This window comes from Streptomyces kryoterrae (genome assembly GCF_054072135.1).
Map to the genome: position 1 here is coordinate 8644545 of NZ_CM133358.1, position 16628 is coordinate 8661172.

General features: G+C 70.8%; 16 protein-coding genes. 10 read left to right on the forward strand and 6 right to left on the reverse strand.

Annotated features, from left to right (window positions below):
* Positions 1 to 37 precede the first annotated feature (37 nt).
* Both tuf and ACW4TU_RS38465 read left to right on the forward strand, forming a co-directional pair.
* Complete coding sequence (tuf, locus tag ACW4TU_RS38460) at positions 38 to 1207, forward strand: elongation factor Tu (RefSeq protein WP_457421043.1); 1170 nt, start codon at positions 38 to 40, stop codon at positions 1205 to 1207.
* Positions 1208 to 1331: 124 nt separating this feature from the next.
* Positions 1332 to 2177 (forward strand): spermidine synthase, encoded by an 846-nt coding sequence (locus tag ACW4TU_RS38465; RefSeq protein WP_457421045.1) that lies wholly within the window; start codon positions 1332 to 1334, stop codon positions 2175 to 2177.
* A gap of 30 nt (positions 2178 to 2207) precedes the next feature.
* On the opposite strand, the gene ACW4TU_RS38470 is transcribed toward ACW4TU_RS38465, so the two are convergent.
* Positions 2208 to 3509 (reverse strand): MFS transporter, encoded by a 1302-nt coding sequence (locus ACW4TU_RS38470; RefSeq protein ID WP_457421047.1) that lies wholly within the window; start codon positions 3507 to 3509, stop codon positions 2208 to 2210.
* Positions 3510 to 3624: 115 nt separating this feature from the next.
* The gene (locus tag ACW4TU_RS38475) at positions 3625 to 4725 is read right to left on the reverse strand and encodes a DUF8017 domain-containing protein (RefSeq protein WP_457421049.1); all 1101 of its coding nucleotides are present in this window, start codon (positions 4723 to 4725) and stop codon (positions 3625 to 3627) included.
* A gap of 97 nt (positions 4726 to 4822) precedes the next feature.
* Between ACW4TU_RS38475 and ACW4TU_RS38480 the strand changes: the two genes are divergently transcribed.
* The 3 genes from ACW4TU_RS38480 to ACW4TU_RS38490 all read left to right on the forward strand — a co-directional run bounded on the left by ACW4TU_RS38480 (position 4823) and on the right by ACW4TU_RS38490 (position 8642).
* Positions 4823 to 5260 carry a DUF4442 domain-containing protein gene (locus ACW4TU_RS38480; protein WP_457430529.1) on the forward strand — a complete coding sequence of 146 codons (438 nt, stop codon included), beginning with the start codon at positions 4823 to 4825 and terminating at the stop codon, positions 5258 to 5260.
* Between the two features lie 649 nt (positions 5261 to 5909).
* On the forward strand, positions 5910 to 7805 hold the full coding sequence (locus ACW4TU_RS38485; RefSeq protein WP_457421051.1) for an RICIN domain-containing protein: 1896 nt from the start codon (positions 5910 to 5912) through the stop codon (positions 7803 to 7805).
* A 192-nt stretch (positions 7806 to 7997) separates the two neighbouring features.
* Positions 7998 to 8642 (forward strand): DedA family protein, encoded by a 645-nt coding sequence (locus tag ACW4TU_RS38490; protein WP_457421053.1) that lies wholly within the window; start codon positions 7998 to 8000, stop codon positions 8640 to 8642.
* Positions 8643 to 8729: 87 nt separating this feature from the next.
* Here the strand turns inward: ACW4TU_RS38490 and ACW4TU_RS38495 are convergent, their stop codons facing one another.
* Positions 8730 to 9257, reverse strand: coding sequence for a gamma carbonic anhydrase family protein (locus ACW4TU_RS38495; RefSeq protein ID WP_457421055.1), 528 nt, complete (start codon positions 9255 to 9257; stop codon positions 8730 to 8732).
* Positions 9258 to 9364: 107 nt separating this feature from the next.
* Between ACW4TU_RS38495 and ACW4TU_RS38500 the strand changes: the two genes are divergently transcribed.
* Positions 9365 to 10156: an acyltransferase gene (locus ACW4TU_RS38500; protein ID WP_457430531.1), complete on the forward strand. Its 792-nt coding sequence runs from the start codon at positions 9365 to 9367 to the stop codon at positions 10154 to 10156.
* 24 nt (positions 10157 to 10180) lie between these two features.
* Here ACW4TU_RS38500 and ACW4TU_RS38505 read toward each other — a convergent pair whose 3' ends face one another.
* Positions 10181 to 11038, reverse strand: coding sequence for an EamA family transporter (locus ACW4TU_RS38505; RefSeq protein WP_457421057.1), 858 nt, complete (start codon positions 11036 to 11038; stop codon positions 10181 to 10183).
* 189 nt (positions 11039 to 11227) lie between these two features.
* Between ACW4TU_RS38505 and ACW4TU_RS38510 the strand changes: the two genes are divergently transcribed.
* Positions 11228 to 11800 carry an XRE family transcriptional regulator gene (locus ACW4TU_RS38510; RefSeq protein WP_457430533.1) on the forward strand — a complete coding sequence of 191 codons (573 nt, stop codon included), beginning with the start codon at positions 11228 to 11230 and terminating at the stop codon, positions 11798 to 11800.
* A gap of 43 nt (positions 11801 to 11843) precedes the next feature.
* A complete protein-coding gene (locus tag ACW4TU_RS38515; RefSeq protein WP_457421059.1) occupies positions 11844 to 12419 on the forward strand; it encodes a YbaK/EbsC family protein in 576 nt (191 codons plus the stop codon).
* Positions 12420 to 12479: 60 nt separating this feature from the next.
* Here ACW4TU_RS38515 and ACW4TU_RS38520 read toward each other — a convergent pair whose 3' ends face one another.
* The gene (locus ACW4TU_RS38520) at positions 12480 to 13652 is read right to left on the reverse strand and encodes a 4-hydroxybenzoate 3-monooxygenase (protein WP_457430534.1); all 1173 of its coding nucleotides are present in this window, start codon (positions 13650 to 13652) and stop codon (positions 12480 to 12482) included.
* A 219-nt stretch (positions 13653 to 13871) separates the two neighbouring features.
* Here ACW4TU_RS38520 and ACW4TU_RS38525 point away from each other — a divergent pair, with 219 nt between their 5' ends.
* A complete protein-coding gene (locus ACW4TU_RS38525; protein WP_457421061.1) occupies positions 13872 to 15320 on the forward strand; it encodes an alginate lyase family protein in 1449 nt (482 codons plus the stop codon).
* Positions 15321 to 15347: 27 nt separating this feature from the next.
* Here the strand turns inward: ACW4TU_RS38525 and ACW4TU_RS38530 are convergent, their stop codons facing one another.
* Positions 15348 to 15755, reverse strand: a complete 408-nt coding sequence (locus tag ACW4TU_RS38530; protein WP_457421063.1) for a CoA-binding protein — start codon at positions 15753 to 15755, stop codon at positions 15348 to 15350.
* Positions 15756 to 15918: 163 nt separating this feature from the next.
* On the opposite strand from ACW4TU_RS38530, the gene mftR reads away from it, so the two are divergent.
* Entirely contained in the window at positions 15919 to 16611 is a 693-nt protein-coding gene (mftR, locus tag ACW4TU_RS38535) for a mycofactocin system transcriptional regulator (RefSeq protein ID WP_457421065.1), read from the forward strand.
* The last annotated feature ends 17 nt before the right edge of the window (positions 16612 to 16628 follow it).

A 16628-nucleotide genomic window follows, 5' to 3' on the forward strand; every position in this document is an offset into this window, starting at 1 on the left:
TCACTCAGTACCGCTGAAGAGGCTTCGAGGTACCGCCATGTCCAAGACGGCATACGTCCGCACGAAACCGCATCTCAACATCGGCACGATGGGCCACGTCGACCACGGCAAGACCACCCTGACCGCCGCCATCACCAAGGTGCTCGCCGAGCGCGGCTCCGGCACGTTCGTTCCGTTCGACCGGATCGACCGCGCCCCGGAGGAGGCCGCGCGGGGTATCACCATCAACATCGCGCACGTGGAGTACGAGACCGACACCCGGCACTACGCGCACGTGGACATGCCCGGTCACGCCGACTACGTCAAGAACATGGTCACCGGGGCCGCGCAGCTCGACGGGGCGATCCTCGTCGTCTCCGCGCTCGACGGGATCATGCCGCAGACCGCCGAACACGTCCTGCTGGCCCGCCAGGTGGGTGTCGACCACATCGTCGTCGCCCTCAACAAGGCCGACGCGGGTGACGAGGAGTTGACGGACCTCGTGGAGCTGGAGGTCCGCGAACTGCTCACCGCGCAGGGCTACGGCGGCGACGCGGTACCCGTCGTACGGGTGTCGGGTCTGAAGGCGCTCGAAGGCGACCCCCGCTGGACGGCGTCGATCGACGCGCTGCTCGACGCGGTGGACACGTATGTGCCCGTCCCCGAGCGGTATCTCGACGCGCCGTTCCTGTTGCCGGTCGAGAACGTGCTCACCATCACCGGCCGGGGGACGGTCGTCACGGGCGCGGTCGAGCGCGGCACGGTTCGTGTCGGCGACCGGGTCGAGGTGCTGGGCGCGGACGTGGACACGGTCGTCACCGGCGTGGAGACCTTCGGCAAGCCCATGGAGGAGGCCCAGGCCGGGGACAGCGTGGCGCTGCTGTTGCGCGGGGTGCCGCGTGACGCGGTGCGGCGAGGACATGTGGTCGCGGCGCCCGGCAGTGTCGTGCCGAGCAGCCGGTTCTCCGCGCAGGTGTATGTGTTGTCGACCCGGGAGGGTGGGCGCGCGACGCCGGTGGCCACGGGGTATCGGCCGCAGTTCTACATCCGGACCGCGGATGTCGTGGGGGATGTGGACCTCGGTGAGATGGCTGTCGCGCGGCCTGGGGAGACGGTCATGATGACTGTGGAGCTGGGGCGTGAGGTGCCGTTGGAGCCGGGGCTCGGGTTCGCCATCCGTGAGGGTGGGCGGACTGTGGGGGCTGGGACCGTAACAGCCATTGTGTGAGGGTGGCTGGTGTTGGTGGGGGGCTGCGGGGCCGTTGTGGCTGGTCGCGCCCACGCGGCGGAGCCGCATAACGACGCAGCCCCGCGCCCCCATAGGGGCGCTGCACGACAGGCACAATTGACGGGTGAACGAGTCGATACCCGTTGCCCGTGCCGTCGATCACGGGTTTGCCAAGCTGATGCCGGACGTCGATCGTGAGCGTGCCTGGCTGCTCACCGTCGACGGGGCGCCCCAGTCGTACGTCGATCTGGATGAACCGACGCATCTGGAGTTCGAGTACGCGCGCCGGCTCGGGCACGTCCTGGATGTCGTCGCGGAGTCCGGGCGGGCGCTGGACGTGCTGCACCTCGGTGGGGGTGCGTTCACGCTGCCCCGGTACGTCGCCGTGACCCGGCCCGGGTCACGGCAGGACGTCGTCGAGGCCGATCGCGGGCTGCTCGACCTGGTCGTCGAACACCTCCCGCTCCCCGCCGGCACGGGCATCGCCCTGCACGCGGCCGACGCCCGCGCCTGGCTCGAGGCCGCCCCCGACAACTCCGCCGATGTGCTCGTGGCCGACGTGTTCGGCGGCTCGCGCGTCCCGGCGCACCTGACGTCACTCACGTACGCCGAAGAGGCCGGGCGCGTGCTGCGCGGCGACGGTGTCTACCTCGCCAACCTCGCCGACTCGGCGCCCTTCGCCTTTCTGCGCTCCCAACTCGCCACCTTCTCAACGGTGTTCGAGGAGCTGGCGCTGATCGCCGAACCGGGCGTCCTGCGGGGCCGCCGTTTCGGCAACGCGGTGCTCGTCGCCTCGCACCACCCCCTGGACCCGGCCGCCCTGTCCCGACGCGTCGCCTCCGACGCCTTCCCGGCCCGCCTCGAACACGGGCCCGCGGTACGGGACTTCATCGGGGGTGCCGCACCTGTCCGGGACGACGAGGCGGTGCCGTCACCGGTGCCACCGCAAGGGGGGTTCGGTATCGGGTGAGGCTCGGTGGGCTGGGCCGCGGCGCAGTCGTCAGCCGCCCGTACTCTTCAACTCGCCCTTCACCGGCGCCTCCTGGGCCGCGTCCCGGGTGACCTCCTTCGTGCGCCGGGTGAGGTTTCGTACGTCCCGGACGGACAGGGCGCCCGCCGTCACCACCACGACCAGGGCCGCGCAGCCCCACAGGGACGGTGCGCGGCCGAAGGCGTGTTCCGCCGGGCCCGCCAGCGCCGTGGCGAGCGGGAGCATCGCGACCGAGCCGAACCAGTCGTACGCGGAGACACGGGAGAGCTTGTCCTCGGGGATCTCCTGATGCAGCGCGGTCATCCAGCTCACGCCGAACACCTCCTGCGTCACGCCGGTCACGAACATCACCGCGCAGAGCACGGCGATGGGCACCGGCACGGCGAGCGCGGCGGCCGGCAGGGCCAGCGGGAACACGCAGAGCGTGCCGGCGAGCAGCAGCCGACGTGGTTTCCAGCGCGTCATCAGCACGGCCCCGGCGACCGTGCCGGCCCCGAACGTGGCCAGCGCCAGTCCCCATGGCCCGGCCCCGCCGAGGCTGTCGCGGGCCACGAACGGGCCGTAGACCGACTGGGCGGCGCCGATGACCGCGTTGGCGACGGCGAACTGGACGACGATCACCCACAGCCACGACCGCCCGGCGAACTCCCGCCAGCCCTCCCGCAGATCGGCGAGCATCCCGCCGCCCGGCCGGCGCGCCGGGATGTGACTCACGTCGAGGAAGGAGCGCAACGCCCCGGCGACCGCGAACGCCACCGCGTCCACCGCGAGGACCCAGCCGGGCCCGAGCACGGCGACCATCGCCCCGCCGACGGCCGCACCGCCAAGTGCCGCGCTCTGCATGGCCATCCGGAACACCGCGAAGGCGCGGCCGGCCTGGTCGCCCTCGACCGAGGACAGCAGCATGCCCTCGGCGGCCGGCCCGAAGAACGCCTGCCCGGTGCCGCCGAGCGCCGTCAGCGTCATCATCTGCCACAGCCGCGGCTCTCCCGCCAGGACAAGCACCGCGAACGACGCCTGCGAGAGGCAGTTGAGGGCGTTGGCGGCGACCATCACACGATGCCGGGGGAGCCGGTCGGCGATCACGCCGCCGATCAGCAGGAACAGCACCAGCGGCAACGTCCGCGCCGCCGCCACCAGACCCACGTCACCGGCACCGCCGCCCGCCTCCAGCACGGCGAACGCGGCGGCGATCGTCGCCCCGTTGCTGCCGAGGTTCGTCACGACCGCCGAGGCTGTCAGCAGCCTGTAGTTGCGGCCGGCCCAGGAGGGGAGGCGCGGACGTAGGGCGGGGGAGTCGGCGGAGGTCACCGGGCGACTATCGCGGGCCGCCGCCGACCTGCCAAACCAATTTCCGACTCGCCCCGACCGGAACCGGCCGCTTTCAGCCGGTCAGCGGCACCCGCGCTCCCGCCCGGCGGGTCGCTCACGCCCCCGTCGGGTCCCCGTGCAGCCGTACCGTGCTCAGGATCTGCATGATCGTCTTTTCGGAGACCTCCCCGGGGACACCCGTCGCGCCGTACAGGCTCCATGCCACGAAGTTGCCGGCCGAGTTCTTGAAGCCGAAGGTGATGGCCTTGCCGTCGCTCGCGCACTTCCCCTTCTGGGGTGTGTTCTTCGAATGGGCCCTGGCGAAACTGCCCTTGATGCCGGACTTCGTCGTGTACGGCGTCGCCTTCTCGTCGAAGGCGAGGCTCTTCTTGTCCGGCTGGGTGTAGCCGCCGTAGACCCACCAGGGGACCTGGTTCACGGCGACCTCGTCGGCGTTCTTCGCGCCGCTCGCACCCTTGGTGCCCACGGCCGCGAGTGCGGTGTCCGACGTACGGCCGTCCTTGTCGTCGTCCGACACGCACCACTTCGACTTGTAGTACGCGGGCGCCGACATGGTGATGAGGGGCTTGGCGCCGGCCTTGGCGTCGGCGTCCTCGAAACCGATCAGCGTGCCCGGCGTCTCCACCTCCCAGTTGGCCGGTACGTCGAAGGCGGTGCCCCACTTCGGGTTCACGACCACCTTCCAGCCGGCGACGGTCGGCTGCTCGGCCTGGGAGTCCCGCGGGTTGTCGTCGGAGGCCGGCGCGGATGCCGAGGTGCTCGGGTCCGCCGATGCCGAGGCGGGCGTCGAAGCAGGCGCGGACTCGCTCGACTGCTTGTCCTTGTTACCCGAGCCCGCTTCCTTGTCCTTGTCACCGCCCAGGACGAGGAAACCGGTCACCCCGGCCGTGATCACGACCGCGGTGGCCGCGACGATCGCGGTGATCTTCGTCCGGTTCCCGTTTCCGTCTCCGCCTCCACCTGGCGACGGCTGCGGCGCGCCCGTCGGCGTCGGAGCGCCCCACCCCGGCAGCTGTTGCGGCGGCTGGGGATGGGGGTGGGGCTGCGGATACCCCGTCTGCTGGTATCCGGGCTGCTGGTACGGGTTCGGCTGCTGATAGCCCGGCTGCTGGTACGGATTGTGCGGCGGGACCTGCGCGTGCTGCGGGTCCTGCGGGTTCTGCTCGCCCCCGGGCGGCTGCTGTTCTGGCCACATGGCCGGTAACGATACGACGGCCGGCCGGCGGTCGAGGGGCCGTATCTGGTCAGATCTGGCTACTCGTGAGTAACATAAGGTCATGAGCACAGAGCAGATGTCGATCGGCGAACTCCTCACCGCCACCGTGCCGATGGTGCGCACGCTGAACCTCGAGTACCTGGAGACCACTCCGGAGAAGGCCGTGCTGGCTCTTCCGGACCAGGGTGAGTACCGCAACCACGTCGGCGGACCGCATGCCGGTGCCATGTTCACGCTCGGGGAGTCGGCCAGCGGGGCTGTCGTCCTCGCGGCCTTCGGCGATCAGCTCTCCCGTGCCGTACCGCTGCCCGTCACCGCCGAGATCGCGTTCAAGAAGATCGCGCTCGGCCCTGTCAGGGCCACCGCGACCCTCGGCCGCCCCGCCGCCGAGGTGGTCGCCGAACTCGACGAGGGCAAGCGCCCCGAGTTCCCGGTGACCGTCGCCATCCAGCGTGAGGACGGCGCCGTCACGGGTGAGATGACCGTCATCTGGACCCTCCGCCCGAACGGCTGACGGTCGCCGCCGACAGTTCACCGACTCCCGGGAGTCGCCACGACCCGGCAGGTCCACGGACCTGCCGGGTCTCGGTCTTTTCGGGCCGCGATCCGGTCGGCGCGCCCGGTGACGATGGTCAACTCCGTTTGGGTGTCTGCCGGTTGGGCCCCACCGCCCCGGTCCGGCCGTGTGCGGCCAGGCGCTTGGCGTTCTGTGCCCACTACCGTCCCCGTGAGGCCCCCGTGAGGCCGGAAGTTGAAGATTGTGTGTGCCATCCGGGTGCTCATGCACACAACTCGACGGGCGATCGGGGTGCAATTTCGAATGCCGGTGCGGATACCGCCGGTAACACATCTGAATTCTCTTCGTTTTGAACTTTGGTCACTCGCACTGCTTGTTTATGGTGAGACGTGTGTGCGAGTGTGAGCCAACTCGCGCGGGGGCGGAGGTCAGACCCCCTTTTCCCGCTCGGGATTCCGTGCCGGTCGACCCGAAGTCCCACAGCTGACGAGTCGTAGGTACGCACCAATCAAGCACCTCTTTCCCGTGGATGTGCAATTCGCTCGTGCCGTCCTGCGGCTTGGAAGGAATTGGTTCTGTGCAATCCCCACACCCCCCACGTCCGCCCTACCCTCCTCGTCCTGGCGCGAGCCCGGCCGAATCCGACATGAACCTCGCCGCGCAACTGCGCGGACGGGTGGAGGGGGAGAGCGCGTACGCCGTCGCCATGCTGCTGGCGCGGCACTGGCAGTCGACGTACGACTACGCGGCCATCTGTCTCGCGGCCGAGGGAGACCTCGCCACCATGGCGGCCACGTCGGCCTTTCACCGGGTGTTCGGGCGGCTGGAGCGCAGTGAGTCGAATCAGGCGCTGCGGCCCCAACTCCTCGTGGCGGTAAGGGAAACGGTCCGGGAGTGGTCCGCCGAAGACGGTATTTCGGTGGTGCTTCCGGAACTCCGCAAACCCACGGGTGCGCGTGGTCTACGCGCGGCGAGGGCCCGGACATCGGAAAGGCGGCAACTCGCCGAGCGGTCATTCCGCGCCCTGCCGAGAGCTGCCCAGTGCCTGCTCTGGCACACCGAGGTCGAGGCCGAACCCATTTCCGGAACGGCCGGTCTGCTCGGGGTGGACTCCGCAAGCGCTTCGGTGGCGGTGGAGCAGGCCCGCGAGCAATTCCGCTCCACTTGTGTACGTGCCCATCGGGAACTCGCGCCGACCAATGAATGCCGCTTCTACAACCGTCTCCTCGACGTCTCGATCCGGCGCGGCGGCGCTCTGCTGCCCGATGTCGAGCAGCATCTGCTGACGTGCCCTCACTGCCGGCACGCCGCCGAGCAACTCGGCTGTTTCGAAGGCGAACTCGGCACGCTCCTCGCCGAGGCGGTGCTCGGCTGGGGAGCCCGCCGCTACCTCGACTCCCGCCCGGGACGCGGCGGTCAGGGTGCCTCTCCCCGCGGCCCGGCCGGCCGGGACGGCGGACGCACCGGTGGCCGCCATCGGTTCATGGCCCATCTCCCGCTGCCCGACGAGCGGTTCGTCCTCCCGGGAAGGCGGAGACGGGCCGTTGCCGTCGGAGTCGGCGTCATGTCCTTCGCGCTGCTCGCGAGCGTGCTCGGCGCCCGCGACTGGTCGGACGAGAGCACCGTGCCGACGGCCACCTGGGGCACGGCGAGCGGTTACTCGGCCGCCCCGGACACCACCTCCCCGAGCCCCGCCGACCACGGGTCGGCCTCCCAGTCTCAGGCCGGCGATTCCCCGCCGACCACTCCGGCCGGCTATCCCGGTGTGACGGAACGCGGCAGGCTGCGCCACGTCGCCACGGGCCTGTGCCTGGACATCCGGGGCGGCCGGGTCGTGGCCGGCGCCGGGACCCGGCTGGCCGAGTGCTCCGCCGCCGAGACCCAGCAGTGGTCGTACGAGTACGACGGCCTCCTGCGCAGCCTCGCCGACCCCAGCCTGTGCCTCGACTCCCACGCCGGCGACGGAGACGTCGTTCTCTCCGGGTGCGTCGGGTCCGACGCCGACGACGTTCGCTACGACATCACCGTCCAGGGCGAACTGCTGCCCCACTGGCGCGAGGAACTGGCCGTCGTGCCCGTCTCGCTCCGGGCCGGCACGGACGTGGTGGTCAGGACGAGGTCCGGGGCGGCGGGGGAGATCTGGACGTTCGACTCCAAGCCGTCCGGGTCCGACGACTCCGCCGAGAAGGGTGACCGGCAGGAGAGCGGCAAGGGCGGTGAGGACGCGAAGGGCGGCGAGTCCGGACAGCGGCAGAAGGAAAAGGGGGAGGGCGGTCCGGAAGGTGAGCAGCAGGGGCCCAGGCCCGATGCGGGAAGCGGGACTTCGGGATCCGGCGGGTCGCCCACGCCCTCACCCGAGGCCACTTCCGAGCAGCAGTTCGAGACCCGGTACGTCACGGACAACGGCAACGAGCAGTCCGCGCCCTTTCCTGGGACGGCCCTGCCGCCGCAGCCGCTGAACGCGGCGGAGCCCGTCGTCGTCACGGTGGTACAGGCGGTCGGCTCCGTCACGGGGGCCGTCGGCGCGCTTCTGCCCAGGTGACTGATACGAGTCAGCGACGGGCGGAGGTGCGTGCGGCGTCCTGACCCCCGGACTCCTTCCCGTACAGGGGTGTCCCGCGCGCGGACGGCGGTGTCACCCTGACCCGGTAGGCTTTTGGCGTGCGCCCGGGGCCGGGCGCACGCCGGGGACACAGGCGTACCGGGCGTACGGCGAGATCGGAAGGAACCGGCGTTGCACGTGCAGGAATGGCTGGAGACGATCCCCGCGGTCAGTATCTACGCGCTGGTGGGACTGGTCATCGGGCTGGAGAGCCTGGGCATTCCGCTGCCGGGCGAGATCATTCTGGTCTCCGCCGCACTGCTCGCCTCCCAGCACGGCGAGATCAACCCGTTCGTCCTCGGGGCGTGCGCGAGCGCCGGCGCGATCATCGGTGACTCCATCGGCTACGCCATCGGCCGCAAGGGCGGTCGGCCGCTGCTGGCCTGGCTCGGCGCCAAGTTCCCCAGACACTTCGGCGAGGGGCACATCGCCACGGCCGAGCGGTCCTTCGAGAAGTGGGGCATGTGGGCGGTCTTCTTCGGCCGCTTCGTCGCGTTGCTGCGGATCTTCGCGGGGCCCCTCGCGGGGGTGCTGCGGATGCCGTACTGGAAGTTCCTGATCGCCAACGTGCTGGGCGGGATCATCTGGGCGGGCGGTACCACGGCGGTCATCTATTACGTGGGTGTCGTCGCCGAGTCCTGGTTGAAGCGGTTCTCCTGGCTGGGGCTGCTGTTGGCGGTGCTGTTCGGTCTGACGTCGATGCTGGTGCTGAAGCGCAAGGCCAAGAAGGCGCAGGGTGCTGTGCGTGAGGTCGAGACCGTGGGGGCCGGGGAGTGACTTCGGGCGCGGGCCGACCGTGACTTGTCGCGCCCACGCGGCGGAGCCGCGTTTCGATGCGGCCCCGCGCCCCTCGGGTGAGCTGCTCTACTGGTGGATCTGCCGGTGGGCCTTCGCCAGTTCCGCGTAGTGCGTGCCGTTGAGTGTGACGCCCTGGCGTTCTTCCTCCGTCAGCTCCCGCCGCACCTTCGCCGGCACACCCGCCACCAGTGAGCCCGGCGGGACCTGCATGCCCTGCGGTACCAGTGCCTGTGCCGCCACCAGTGAACCCGCGCCGATCACCGCGCCGTTCAGGACCGTCGCGCCCATGCCGATCAGGCAGTCGTCCTCGACCGTCGCGCCGTGCACCACCGCGTTGTGGCCCACGGAGACGCGCTCGCCGATCGTCACGGGGAACCCCGGGTCGGCGTGCAGCGTGCAGTTGTCCTGGATGTTGCTCCGGGCGCCGACGGAGATCCGCTCGACGTCGCCGCGCAGGACCGCCCCGTACCAGACGCTCGCACCCGCCTGCAGGGTCACGTCCCCGATCACCGAGGACATGGGCGCCACGAACGCCTCCTCGTCCACCTTCGGTTCCCTGCCGCCGATGCCGGTGATCAACGCCTTGTGCGTCATCGCGCCTCCTGGTCCTCGAGTACGACAGACCGTACGCCACCTCCGTGGGGCGAAGATCACAGGTGTACGGCATGCTGGGCCCGCTCGGCCGTGAGTACGGTGTGCGGGTGCCCAAGCCCAAGAACACGTTCTCGTCATGGCGGCGTCGGCTGGCGCAGCGCGCGGTGCACGCGGGCTGGGCCTGGGTGCAGCGCACGGGCTCCGTGACCGCGGAGAACCCCGGGCGGCTGGCCTTCCGGGCGATGGGAACAGGTACCCGGCTCGCCTTCCCGCTGGGCACCGTCTTCGGCGAACCCTGGATCGAGCTGGGCTCCCACTGCATCGTCGGCGAGCAGGTGACCCTGACGGCGGGCCTGATGCCGGATCTCGACCTCGGCCCCGACCCCATCCTGCGCATCGGGGACGGAGTCGTCCTCGGCCGCGGCAGCCATGTCATCGCCGACACGACGGTCACCATCGGCAGCGACTGCTACTTCGGGCCGTACGTGTACGTGACGTCCACCAACCATTCGTACGACGATCCGCACGAGCCCATCGGCAAGCAGTGGCCGCGCATGGAGCCGGTGGAGATCGGCCCGGGCTGCTGGATCGGCACCGGTGCGGTGATCCTGCCAGGGGCGCGGATCGGGCGGAACGTGGTGGTGGCCGCCGGTGCGGTGGTACGCGGGACGGTGCCCGACCACGCGGTGGTGGCGGGGGCTCCGGCCAGGGTCGTACGCCGCTGGACGCCGGCCGGGGGCTGGCGGCCACCGCTGCGGACACCGGCCCCGACGCCGATACCGGAGGGGATCACTCCGGAGCAGCTGCGGGCGTTGGCGGAGCTGGACGAGGGGGCGGTGGCGCGGCTGGCGGAGCTGGACGCCGAGGAGCGCGCCGGGGACGTGCGCGCGGAGTCCTGATCCGGTGGTCACGGTGGCCGGTCGTCAGCCCGTCGCCAGCAGAAGCGTGCCCACCAGGGCCAGGCCCGCGCCCGCAGCCTGGGCCGCGCGCAGGCGTTCGCTGAGGAAACCGCGTGCGGCCAGGGCGGTGACCACCGGGTAGAGCGAGGCGAGTACGGCGGCCACGGTGACCGGGCCGTGCTGGGCGGCGATCGAGTAGGTGCCGTTGGCGGCGACGTCGGCGAGGCCGACGAAGCCGAGCGCGGGGAGCAGGCGCCAGGGGAAGCCGCCTGCCGGGAGGGCGGAGCCGCCCCGCCGGACCGAGACGTACAGCGCGACGCCGCCGACGGCCACGTTCGTCACGCGCTGCACGAAGAGGGCGAGGAAGAGGCCGGTGAGTGTGGTCGACGCCTCCGCGATCAGGGCGAACACCGTGCCGAAGCCGAACGCCGCGAGCAGGCTGAGCAGGATCGCCCGCCGCTGCACGGGCGCGCCCCTGAGCTGCGGGCCGCCCGCGAGCACGACCCCGACGACGGCGACCGCGATCCCCGCGAACTGGAGCAGCCCGGGACGCTCGCCGAGGAAGAGCCCGACGCTGATGGGGACGGCGACGCCGAGGGAGCCGAGCGGGGAGACGACCCCCATCGGGCCCAGGGCGAGCGCCTTGTAGAAGGAGAGCAGGGCCACCGGTCCGGCGACGCCCGCGGCGACCGCGAACCAGAGCCTCGGGCCCGCCTCGCTCCAGCCGCCGGTCAGGACCACGATCGTGCCGAGCACGGCCGCCGCGATCGACTGGGAGACCACGACCACCGTCAACGCGGACATACGCCGGGTCAGCAGGCCGCCGCCGAAGTCGGCCAGCCCCCAGAGCAGGCTGGTGACCAGGGCGAAGAATGCGGTCATGGGGACGCCTCGCAGTACAGTGGAGTGAACAGTTCGGTTCACCACACGGTAGTGCAATGAACTGAACTCTGTCATCCATAATTCTGTACTCAGGGTGGTACGGCAGGATGAGGTACCGAAGACAAGGCCGGAGACAAGGCCGAAGGCAGAGCTGAAGACAGAGTGTCGGACGAGAACTTGGACGGAACGTTGTCGGACCTCGACCTGTTGACCCAGTCGCTGGCGCGCAGCGTGAAGCGCTGGCGCGCCGAGCGCGGTTTCACCCTGGAGGCGCTCGCCGCCCGTGCCGGGGTCAGCCGCGGGATGCTCATCCAGATCGAGCAGGCCCGCACCAACCCCAGCCTCGGCACGGTGGTGAAGATCGGTGACGCGCTCGGCGTCAGCATCACCACCCTGCTCGACCAGGAACAGGGCCCGAAGGTCCGCATCGTCGCCGCCGACCAGGCCGTACGACTGTGGCACACCGACGCCGGCAGCTACAACCGGCTCCTCGCGGGCACCGAGGCGCCGGGCCCGCTGGAGCTGTGGGACTGGCACCTCATGCCCGGTGAGAGCAGCCCGTCCGACCCGCACCCCGCGGGCACGTTCGAGATCCTCCACGTCACGGCGGGCGAACTGACGCTCACGGTCGACGGGGTCGAACACCGTGTCCCGGCGGGCGCGAGCGCCACCTTCGAGGCCAACGTCCCCCACACGTACGGCAATGACGGCGCCGAACCGCTGGAGATGCTGATGTCGGTGTCGGTCCCGCCGGTGAGCTGAGACGCCCGGCCGGGTGTCCGCCCACGGCTGTTGGCGTGCCGTCATGCGGGCCCCCATCGGAGACTTCGACACCGCCACCCCGGCCCCGGACTGCCTCGGCGAACTCGTCGCCCCGGTCGCCGACGCCGTACGCCACTGGACGGCTGGGGGTGTCCCCTCCGGGGGAGTGCCCGCCGACCAGGTCCTGTACGTCGACACCGACCCGGAATGGGCAGACACCGCCGTCTTCGTCGAGCACTACGGGCGGGACCTGGTCGAACAGTCGGCGAACTGCGTGGTCGTGGCCGGCAAACGCGGCGGCGAGACCACCCTCGCCGCGTGTCTCGCCCTCTCCACCACCCGGGTCGATGTGAACGGGGTGGTGCGCCGCCAACTCGGCGCCCGCAAGGCCTCGTTCGTACCGATGGACACGGCCGTCGGGGGGAGCGGCATGGAGTACGGAGGCATCACGCCGATCGGACTCCCGGACGCCTGGCCCCTGTTGGTCGACTCGGCCCTCGTCGACCTCCCCTGGGTGCTGGTCGGCAGCGGGCGGCGGCGCGGAAAGCTGCTGGTGCAGGGAAAGGCGTTCGCCGAGCTTCCGGGTGCTGTGGTGGTGGACGGGCTGGGCGTCAGCTGACATCGGGCGGCGGGTTGCCGGTGAGCCGGGGGCAGGTACGGGTCGCCGCGCATTCCGGGGTCAGTGGTCGGCGTCCTTGCCGATGTACACGTCGGCGAACGCGGCAGCCGCTGCTGGGGAGTTGAGGATGCGGCGGAGGCGAGCCAGGGTCGTGCCCGAGCGGAACGGGTCGCCCGACGACGCCCCGTGGTAGATGTCGGACAGCCACAGGGAGAACTCCTGGTACTGCCAGACGCGCCGCAGACACGCCTTCGAGTAGTCGTTGAGGGCGTCGGGGTCGCCCTTCGTGAGGTAGTCGACGAGTCCGTCGCCGAGCAGGAAGGCGTCGTGCAGGGCGAGGTTCATGCCCTTGGCGGCGATGGGAGCGGTGAGGTGGGCCGCGTCGCCGGCCAGGAAGAGCCGCCCGAACTGCATGGGTTCCACCACGTAGTTGTGCATGTCGAGAACACGCTTCTCGATCAGGCGGCCCTCGTTGAGCGGGGGTGCGCCCAACGCGTCGAGACGTTCGTGGAGTTCGGCCCAGACGCGGTCGTCCGGCCAGTTCTCCGGGTCGTCACCGGGAGGGCATTCCAGGTAGTAGCGGGTGACCTCGGGGCCCCGGGCCATGTGCCCGGCGAAGCCGCGCGGGTGGATGCCGAACATCACGCAGTCGTTGGAAGGCGGCGCCTCGGCGAGAAGGGCCAGCCAGCCGATGCCGTAGTCGTGCCGCGCGACGCGGGCGTGCGCAGCCGGAATCGCCGTACGGGTCACTCCGCGTGCCCCGTCGCACCCGGCGATGAACTCTCCCTGCACATACTCCCGTTGGCCTGTCTCCGCCGACACGTAGGACACCGCGGGCCGCTCGGTGTCGAGGTCGTGGACGAGCACGTCCCGCACACTGAAGCGGATGTCGCCGCCACGCACGTCCGCGTACTCGCGCACCAGGTCCGTCACCAACAGCGGCTGGGGATAGGCGAAGTGGCGGTGGCCCGACAGCTCGGCGTACTCGAAGCGATGGCGTCGGCCGTCGAACCGGAACTCGCACTTCGTGTGCGTACCGGCCCGCTCCAGCAACGTGTCGGCCAGGCCCCGCTGTTGGAGCGCGCGTACCGCCCACTCCTCGATGAACCCGGCCCGGGGGTGCCGCTCGATGAACTCCCGGCTCTCCGTCTCCAGCACCACACAGTCGAGGCCGGCGGCCCGCAGGACGTTCCCGACGGTGAGCCCGGCGGGTCCAGCTCCCACGATCACCACCGGAAACCGTTGCGTGGACGGGGAGTTGGGCGTGGGGCCGGAAGGAGGTGAGGCGAAAGTCACCCGAGCATTATGTCGACCGTCCGCCGTGGTTGGGTAACCCGCACTTTTCGTTATCGGCGGCTCTGAAGCGCGTCTCCTCTCCGTAACTCCGAGAGCAACTCACCCCCCCCAGAGCCAAGGACCGTCGCTTTGAACACAGGGATCAGCCGTCGCGGCATGTTGAAGTTCTCCGGCGCGGCGGCGGGCGCCGTCACGGTCGGTGTCGGTACGACCCTCGCCGCCCCGCAGGCCACGGCGGCCGGTGCGGGTCTCGTCCATCCGGGCATGCTGCACACCCGGACGGATCTGGACCGGATGGCGCGGAAGGTGAAGGCCGGGGCGGCGCCGTACACGGCGGGCTTCGCGCGGCTGACCGCCAACCGTCATGCGCAGAGCGGCTGGACGGCCAACCCGCAGGCGACGGTCTACCGGGGCGCGGGCTCGCCGCAGAACTACGCGATCCTCTACAACGACATCCACGCGGCCTACCAGAACGCCCTGCGGTGGCACGTCACCGGTGAGAGCGCGTACGCGGACACCGCCGTCGCGATCCTCAACGCCTGGTCGGCGACACTGACCGGGGTGGCGGGATCGGCCGACCGGTTCCTCGCGGCGGGTCTCTACGGCTACCAGTTCGCCAACGCGGCCGAACTCGTGCGTGACCACGCCGACTTCGACCTCGCCCGCTTCCAGAAGATGATGCTGGACGTCTTCTGTCCGCTCAGCGAGGACTTCCTGACGAACCACAACGGCGCCGTCATCACCAACTACTGGGCCAACTGGGACCTCACGGCCATCGCCTGCGTCCTGGCCGTCGGCATCCTCTGCGACGACCGCGCCAGGATCGACCGGGCCGTCGAGTACTTCAAGCACGGCGCCGGCATGGGCTCCGTCAAGAACGCCATCCCGGTCGTGTACGACGACCAGGGGCTCGGCGAATGGGTCGAGGCGGGCCGCGACCAGGGGCACGCGCTGCTCGGCGTCGGTCTGATGGGCACGGTCTGCGAGATGGCCTGGAACCAGGGCATCGACCTGTACGGCTACGACGACAGCCGCTTCCTCAAGGGCGCCCAGTACGTGGCCAGGTGGAGCATGGGCGGTGAGGTGCCGTACACGGCGAACACCCGCAGGAAGGGTGCGGTGGGCGGCTGGTCGGGCAGCGAGAGCGCGACCAGCGCCGCCGCCGTGGACCCGGCGATGACCCGGCCGGTCTGGGCCATGATCGCCAACCACTACACCAGGCGCCGGGGCCTGTCCGCGACCTACCTGACGCGCATCGCCGCCCAGGCGTCCCCCGAGGGTGGCGGCGGTGACTACGGCCCCAACAGCGGGGGATACGACCAACTCGGTTTCGGGACGCTGGCGTTCACCCGGGACAGGGCGATCGTGAGCGTGAGTCCGAGTCCTAGTCCTGGTGCGAGCGCCGGTAGGGAGAGCACGAGCGCCAGTGGGGCGGGTGCGTCGCCTTCGGCGGGTGCGACCGCCCAGGGCGGCAAGGCCGAGGACCTCGCCGCGACCGGTACGACGGACGTCGTCGCCTGGACCGCCGCGACCGGAATCACCGCTCTCGCGGGCGGACTTCTCCTGCTGCGGCGACGGGCTCGGTCCGGTGGGCCGGCACAGTGAGGCTGCCGGAACGGGTCCGTGCGAGGGTCAGCCGAGACGGGGCAGCTCGATGGCCGGGCAGCGGTCCATGACCATGTCGAGGCCGGCGGCGCGGGTGCGGTCGTACGCGGCCTCGTCGATGACGCCGAGCTGGTACCAGACGGCCTTGGCGCCGATGGCCGAGGCCTCGTCGGCGACCTGACCGGCGAGGGCGCTGTTCAGGAACACGTCGACCACATCGACGTCGAAGGGGATGTCGGCCAGCGAGGCGTAACCCCGCTCCCCGTGGACCGTCTCGGCCTTCGGGTGGACGGGGACGATCCGCTTGCCGTGGCGCTGGAGCACCTCGGCCACGCGGTACGCGGCCCGCTGCTGGTTGGACGACAGGCCCACGATCGCCCAGGTGTCGCCGAGCTCGGTCAGGATCTTGCGGATCGTCGCTGGGTCGCCGTACACGCCCGGCCTCCTTGGGATTCGTGCTGGGGATCTGTGCCTGGGGTCTGTGCTGGGGATTCGTACAGCCGCTGTTGTGCGCGACAACAGCGGCCCGCCTGCGATGATTCCCCGCGGTGCCGCCGGGGTGGGTGTCCGGGGGCTCGGCCGATGCATGATGTGCGGTGTGGTTGCTGACACGGGACGGCGGGAGAGCGTGGCGGGCGGAGCGGCGGGGGTGCGGTCGGCGGAGTACCGGGCCGGCGGTGACACCCAGGAAGGGGCGACCCGTACGGGCCGGCCGCGGGTCACCTCGCGGGCCGCTCTCGAACGCCTGGGCTTCGAACTGTTCGCCCAACAGGGCTTCGACGCGACGACGGTCGACGACATCGCCGCCGCCGCCGGCATCGGCCGACGCACGTTCTTCCGCTACTTCGCCTCCAAGAACGACCTCGTGTGGGGCGACTTCGAGGACCAGCTGGTGCGGCTGGAGCATTTGCTGGCGGCGACCGATCCGGCCGCCCCGATGATGGACGCGCTGCGCGGCGCGGTGGTCGAGTTCAACCGCTTCGACCCGGCGGTGGTGCCCTGGCACCGGCAGCGGATGACGTTGATCCTGCGGGTGCCGACGCTCCACGCCGACTCGACCGTGCGCTACACGACGTGGCGGGCGCTCGTGACGGAGTTCGCCGCGCGGCGCATGGGCCGTCCGGCGTCCGACCTGCTGCCGCGGCTGCTCGGGCATGCCGCCCTGGCCGCGTGCATCGCCGCGTACGAACACTGGCTGACCGCCGAGGAGGAGAACCTCGGCGTGCTTCTGGATCACGCGATGCGGCAGCTTGGCGCTGGGTTCGACGGGGCCACCGCGCGCGGTCTGTGAGCAGCGCTCCGTTGGAA